Consider the following 6,335-nt stretch of genomic DNA (forward strand, 5'->3'; position numbering starts at 1 on the left):
ATTCTTTACAAAATCAGCAGCAAACTGGCTAATCCGCACGTTCAACTCGCCCGAGAACTGCTGGCGCATGCAAGAATTGGTATGCGCAGTTGAGGTGTTTTCATAAGTTAGATCACGGTCCACTACCAAAACGGTGCCGTCGAAATCCTTGTCATCTGACAAGAACCATGCAGCAGATGCACCCATGATGGCACCGCCGATGATCACAACGTCATAAGATGTGTTTTTTGGGGCTTGTGTTTTCATAGTGTCTCTCCCTGAGCGACGGCGGCTTCAACGTCTGCGATGTCTGCTGCGGATAGGTTGTAGTCCCGTGCAGCTGTTTCAGCGGATATATAGCCGCGCGCCAGATCACGTTTGACCAGATCTTTGGACCGTTCCGATGGCTCGCCGTAGCCAGCGCCCCCGGGGAAGGCCATGACAACGCGGCGCCCATGGGCCACGAATTGTTTGCCTTTGCCATTCATCGGGGTGCCATCGTCTTGTGCGATTGTGGTCGTGGCGCCTGCGCCGCCGCCACGACGCCCGCGCGCAGGATGATCAACACGGTCGAACATCGCTTGGATATCAAACTCGTGACCTTCTTGCGCGCCGACTTCCATGTATTGACCAAGGCCGCCACGTGTCTTGCCCGCGCCACCACTGTCAGGCCGCAGTTCTTTGCGCCAGATGATCACAGGGCCAGCGTGTTCTGTCGCCTCGATCGGCATGGTCATTACGCCGGATGGAAAGGCGGTCGCGTTCAAGCCGTCATGCGCAGGTCGCGCGCCTGAACCGCCAGAGTTGAATGTCAGCACCTCGGACCGCCGCGCGTGCCCTGGGGCAGAGGCATCCATGCGCGGGCGCAAGGAAACTTGGAAGTTACACAAGCAACCCGCGCCTTCCGCGGGCACCAAACCTGGCACGATCTTGTCAAACGCATCATAAACCGCGTCAGGCACGAAGTGTCCGACAATATGGCGCAACGCGACGGGGGCCGGATGCAACGCATTCACGATGGAGTTTTCCGGTGCCGTGATCTCAAACGGGGCGAGCGATGCCGCATTGTTGGGGATTTCGGGAGCAATCGCGACTTTGAGTGCGTAACATGCATAGGCTTTGGCATAGACCAGCGGGCAATTGATGCCTTTCTTGTCTAAACCTGATGACCCGGTAAAGTCGGACACGATCTTTTCGCCCTCAACACTCACCTTGACCTTCAAAGTGATCGGCTTGTCGAACCCATCCATTGTCATCTCGCCTTCCGCTGTCTGCTGCGGCAGGGCTGCGATCCGTTCGATTGTCGCGCGGCGTGAATTCTCAAGAATAAAATCTGCGATGCCGTGTAAATCCGTCAGGTTAAATTCTTCCATCATCTCGATCAGACGGCGGTGGCCAATCTCATTGCAGGTCGCCAGTGCATAGATATCGCCGATCAACTGATCGGGTTCGCGCACGTTGCCGCGAATGATCCGTGTCAGGGTTTCGTCAACGTTGCCGCGATCTGCAAATTTCATGATCGGGATATACAGGCCTTCTTCATAGATAGATTGCGCATCCGCCCCAAAACCGCGCCCACCAATGTCAACGATATGGGCTGTGCAGGCAAAGAAGCCGACGTGTTCACCCTGATGGAAAGATGGGGTCACCATGGTAATGTCATGCAGGTGGCCTGTGCCTTCCCACGGATCGTTGGTTATATAGACGTCTCCATCGCAGATGTTCTCAGGCCCGATCCGGCGGATAAAATGCGCAACCGCATCGGCCATGGCGTTGACGTGGCCGGGTGTGCCTGTGACGGCTTGCGCCAGCATCTGCCCCGCGACATCGTAGACACCCGCAGACAGATCGCCGGCCTCACGCACAGAGGTCGAAAATGCAGTCCGGACAAGGGCTTGCGCCTGTTCTTCAACAACAGAAATCAAGCGGTTCCACATGACTTGGTAGGCGACCTTTGAATGCTCAGTGGTCATTGGTTTATCCCTTCACGCCATTTAATGCGCGCGCCTTGCGCGCGACTACGTCAATGCAGCCATCGGGCTGGCGGATTGCATCCCGACTAGCGGGCACTATGATTGTGGTTTCATCCTCAACAATCGCTACCGGACCATGCGCCCGTTGACCTGCGGACATGTCAAAGCGGTTCACAATCTGCGAGTCGAGGTATTTGGCAGATGCCGCGTCAAACAGCTGGCGCTGACCAGCAGCGATGGCTGCATCAGACCCATCAGTTTCATCCATCCGCGCGACCTGTTCGGGGGGAGTTGTGGCATTGACGGACCAAACAGTAATCTCAATATCCATGCCCTGAACGGGGCGCCCGAACAATTTGGTGTAATCTTCGATAAACCGCGCCTCAAAGGTGGCAGCGTCCGGGTTCATTGCTTGGTCTTCGGTCAACTCGATCGGGATTTCCCAACCTTGGCCAGTATAACGCATGTAGACTTTGAATTCTGACAAGATCGGGCTGACCTCATCACATGTCCGCACAAAACCTGTGGCTTCGGTCTTCAGGTCAGTCAGCAGCCCCTTAATCCGTTCGCCGTCAAAGTTTGACAGCTTCATATAGACAGAGCGGTTCGCTTCAAAACTGAACGGGGCGCGTAAAAACCCAATAGCAGAGCCAACGCCTGCCCCCGGTGGGACCAACAAACGTTCCACGCCCAGCTTTTCGCACAAGCGACCCGCATGCAGCGGGGCCGCACCGCCAAAGGCGATCATGGTGTATTCAGAAAGGTCCTCGCCGTTTTCCACAGCATGTACCCGCGCGGCATTGGCCATATTCTCATCGACGACCTCTGCCACGCCGAAGGCAGCTTCGACAGCGTCCATGTCCAAGGTTTCGCCGACGTTGTTCATCAGGGCGGCCTTGGATTGATCCGGGTGTAATTTGATTGACCCGCCTGCAAAATTTTCAGGATCCAACTTGCCCAAAACGAGGTCGGCATCCGTTACAGCGGGGCGTTTACCACCCCGCCCGTAGCATGTAGGCCCGGGTTCGGAGCCCGCACTTTCTGGACCAACACGAATTTGGCGCATCGCATCCACATGGGCCAGAGATCCGCCGCCCGCGCCAATCTCGACCATGTCGATCACCGGGATAGAGATCGGCATGCCCGACCCCTTTTTGAACCGGTACGTGCGGGCAACTTCGAACACACGGGATGTTTTGGGGGTCTGGTTTTTGATCAGACAGATCTTGGCCGTGGTGCCGCCCATATCGAAGGACAACACCTTATCAAGGCCATAGCGCGCCGCGATATGCGCTGCGAATACAGCGCCGCCCGCAGGACCGGATTCGACCAAACGCACGGGGAAATCAGCAGCATTCTGGATCGAAATAATCCCACCACCCGAATGCATCAGGAAGATACGACAAGCCACGCCCTCACCCTTCAGGCGGCCCTCAAGACGGCCCAAGTATGACGCCATCAATGGCTTGATATAAGCATTGGCCACCACGGTGTTAAACCGCTCATACTCGCGCATTTGCGGGCTGACCTCGGAAGAGATCGATACAGCCACATCAGGTAGCTTTTCGGCCAGTACATCGCGCACCAGTTCTTCATGTGCGGGGTTCAAGTAGGAATGAATCAGGCCGACGGCAACGCTTTCAAATCCAGCTGCTGCAATTCTGTCGACAACGGCCTCAACCTCAGCGCGGTCAATATCGACCAAGACCGCGCCATTGGCATCAACGCGCCCGCCAACCGTAAACCGCATCTGACGCGGCAGCAGCGGATCAGGCAGGTTCAAGTTCAGATCATATTGCTCAAACCGCGACTCAGTGCGCATCTCGATCACATCACGAAAGCCCTCGGTTGTGATCAGCGCCGTCTTTGCGCCACGCCGTTCAATCAGCGCGTTGGTGGCCAAGGTGGTGCCATGAATGATCTGGTTAATCTGGCTTGGATCAACGCCCGCTTTGGCGCACACCTGATGCATCCCATCGATGATGGCGTTTTCGGGTGCGGCATAGGTCGTCAGAACTTTCGTAGAAAACGACCTTCCGTCGCTTTCCAATACAACGTCCGTGAATGTGCCGCCAATATCAACGCCAAGGCGGTTGGAAGTTGCTGTCATCGGATGCTCCTGCAATGGGTTTCATCAACCATTTGCCCCATTGACGCACGACAAATCAAATCAATTAAAATTTTTACCCTAATAGATTTTATTGATCCTGCATTGCGACACTCGCGATTTGTGCCGCTTTGCCAACGTAACGCGCCGCGCGAGCAGGAGCATAGCGGGCATGAAACTCCAGAGGATCAGGCAGCCAGTCGCTCTCAATCTCTTGCAGGTGCCCTGCAGCGACGTCTTTCTCTACAAGCCGCGCAGGCAGCAAACCAACGCCGAGACCTTCAAGAACCATGGGGCGACAGGCCGACAGCGCGCTGGAATGGACGATACGCCCCGCTCCCAATCCACGTGCCTTGACTATATCATGTAAGGCCGCGCACGCCTGCGTGTGCTTGGCATGGGTCAGAACAGTCAGATCAAGCAAGTCGGCAAGCGTAGGATTAGCATTGAGACTTTGACTAAGCTCAGCATTAGCCACCCAACAATAGCGCTCCTGGCCCAAAGGAGCGTTGACGAAACTTTTGGATTTGTAGGGTCCGGTTTGCAAGGCAAGATCGAGCTGACCTTCCATCAAACGCGCCTCAATTACGGTAGAAAGGTCGACCTCTAGTTGAATGCGCAGCTTGGGATATGCGTCCTTCATCAAGCGTAAAAAACGCTGCAACCACGTACACGCCACAAGCTCTGTAACACCAAGCCTTAGTGTTTCCTCAATCAACTCCTGACGACCCGCCTCTTCAATAAGCGCCTCTGCAGCCCACAGAACATCGCGTGTCTTGTTCAGTAATTTTTCTCCATCTGTCGTAAGGCGCAGCGAACCTGCATCACGGATAAGTAAGATCACATCCAGCGCGGTTTCGAGGGCTGTGATCCGAGCGGAAATGTTAGGCTGTGTGGTGCCCAGGGCTGAAGCGGCAGCACGAAATGTTCCGCTATCAACGACAAAGGCAAACGCCTCTAATTGCTTAAGCGTCAATTGACTCTTTATCATTTTAGCCTCGGCAATAGATTTAGATTATCGACAAGCTACCCCTTCAGGCCACGTCAGCAAGGTATTTTTTCTAGACAAGGTGCTATTAAAGAATGCCGTTTCCGCAAAAACGTCATTCGAACCCTGGGCAGCATCTGTCACATTTGGGCTTAATAAAGCCTAATACGCTCCCAGAGACGGCCCGTCCTAGCTCCTGCTGACACCAGTCATTTAATCCGATGCTTTGTTTTCGGTGCCGGCGCGGTGCTGAGGTCTAGGTTTAGGGGAGAATTGCAGGGCATTTTATGCTAGGCGCCCAACTTCCTGCAGTTCCCCATAGGCGCGAAGCTTGGAACAAAGGGCGGATCATAGGCCAGAAACGACCGCGGCTGCCCAAACGGGCTGGGCGATACACGCGCGCCTTGAACTTGAGAGCCATCCCGTCCTAGCCCCCGTAAGGTAAGTGAACCGCAGCGCTTGTGCCTACATAGCGCCGCGGTCCTACAAATCCGCATAGAAAACGGGCACGTCCCGCCAGCGCATCGCTTTGCGGTGCTTTTACCTTGGCTTTCACTTTTGGCAGCGCTTGCGCGTCTTTGATCGCAGTCAGCGGGTTCTCACCGGACCGCATAACCTTGGACTTCGCCACATCCGGCACCGTCTTGATGCGTTGCGCCAGCCGCTTGGCGGTCTCGTGCTTTTCCGTCCAGATTGGACCAAGGCACATCATCACCTCAGCTGGATCAACGCTATCAATCGGCATTCTGCCAATCTTGGGAAACGCAAAGTATTGATCCATTGCTGGCCATGCTTGGCGTTCTTCCAAGTTGGCTGCCGATCAATGTGCACCTTTTGGGCAACTTCCTCAAACGTAGGAATCTCGCGTTTGGCATTGAAACGCGGCTTCACCCCCTGCTTGGCCATTCGGCGGCATTCCAGCGCGCGTTCACGCGCTTGGTTGAGCGTCACAATATCCGCACCGCACGATCCAGCGCCGCGCGCCGGATGGATCAACCACTAAGTAAAGGCCACTGCCATCCCCGTGACGCCCAGCGCCAAGATTCTCCACCAGCTTCTTTGACAGCTTTCCAGATAGGGCCATTAAAAATACCACATTCCATACCACTCAAGGTATAGATCTGGGCACTATCGAAAGAAATTCGATACCACTGACAAGCAACGCCAATCCGCACAAAACAAAAGAAAAAGGCCGCTCAAAGCGACCCATTCAAATCAGTGAAAAATGAAAATTGGCGGAGGGAGCCAACCTGGCCGCTAACTCTCTCCCGTGCCAGAGGCAGCCATT

6 protein-coding genes and 1 pseudogene are annotated in these 6,335 nt (G+C 55.1%); 1 reads left to right on the plus strand and 6 read right to left on the minus strand.

Features of this window, described 5'->3' with window-relative positions; genetic code table 11:
* The 4 genes from AC4GMC_RS16660 to AC4GMC_RS16675 form a co-directional block, all read right to left on the minus strand.
* Positions 1-246, minus strand: a 246-nt coding sequence (locus tag AC4GMC_RS16660; protein ID WP_487879414.1) for an FAD-dependent oxidoreductase, incomplete at its 3' end; no start/stop codon positions are given.
* Positions 243-1,952, minus strand: a complete 1,710-nt coding sequence (locus AC4GMC_RS16665; protein WP_487876699.1) for a hydantoinase B/oxoprolinase family protein — start codon at positions 1,950-1,952, stop codon at positions 243-245. The genes AC4GMC_RS16665 and AC4GMC_RS16660, both read right to left, overlap by 4 nt.
* Before the next feature lie 4 nt (positions 1,953-1,956).
* Entirely contained in the window at positions 1,957-4,062 is a 2,106-nt protein-coding gene (locus AC4GMC_RS16670) for a hydantoinase/oxoprolinase family protein (RefSeq protein ID WP_487876698.1), read from the minus strand.
* 88 nt (positions 4,063-4,150) lie between these two features.
* Complete coding sequence (locus tag AC4GMC_RS16675) at positions 4,151-5,050, minus strand: LysR family transcriptional regulator (protein WP_487876697.1); 900 nt, start codon at positions 5,048-5,050, stop codon at positions 4,151-4,153.
* A gap of 284 nt (positions 5,051-5,334) precedes the next feature.
* Between AC4GMC_RS16675 and AC4GMC_RS16680 the strand changes: the two are divergent.
* Positions 5,335-5,468, plus strand: a pseudogene (locus AC4GMC_RS16680) (integrase); the annotation flags it as partial.
* A gap of 6 nt (positions 5,469-5,474) precedes the next feature.
* On the opposite strand, the gene AC4GMC_RS16685 reads toward AC4GMC_RS16680, so the two are convergent.
* Complete coding sequence (locus AC4GMC_RS16685; protein ID WP_487876696.1) at positions 5,475-5,792, minus strand: phage integrase central domain-containing protein; 318 nt, start codon at positions 5,790-5,792, stop codon at positions 5,475-5,477.
* Positions 5,759-5,998 carry a hypothetical protein gene (locus AC4GMC_RS16690; RefSeq protein WP_487876695.1) on the minus strand — a complete coding sequence of 80 codons (240 nt, stop codon included), beginning with the start codon at positions 5,996-5,998 and terminating at the stop codon, positions 5,759-5,761. Before AC4GMC_RS16690 ends, AC4GMC_RS16685 begins: the two co-directional genes overlap by 34 nt.
* Positions 5,999-6,335 lie beyond the last annotated feature (337 nt).

The sequence above is a fragment of the Thalassobacter sp. genome (assembly GCF_982993085.1).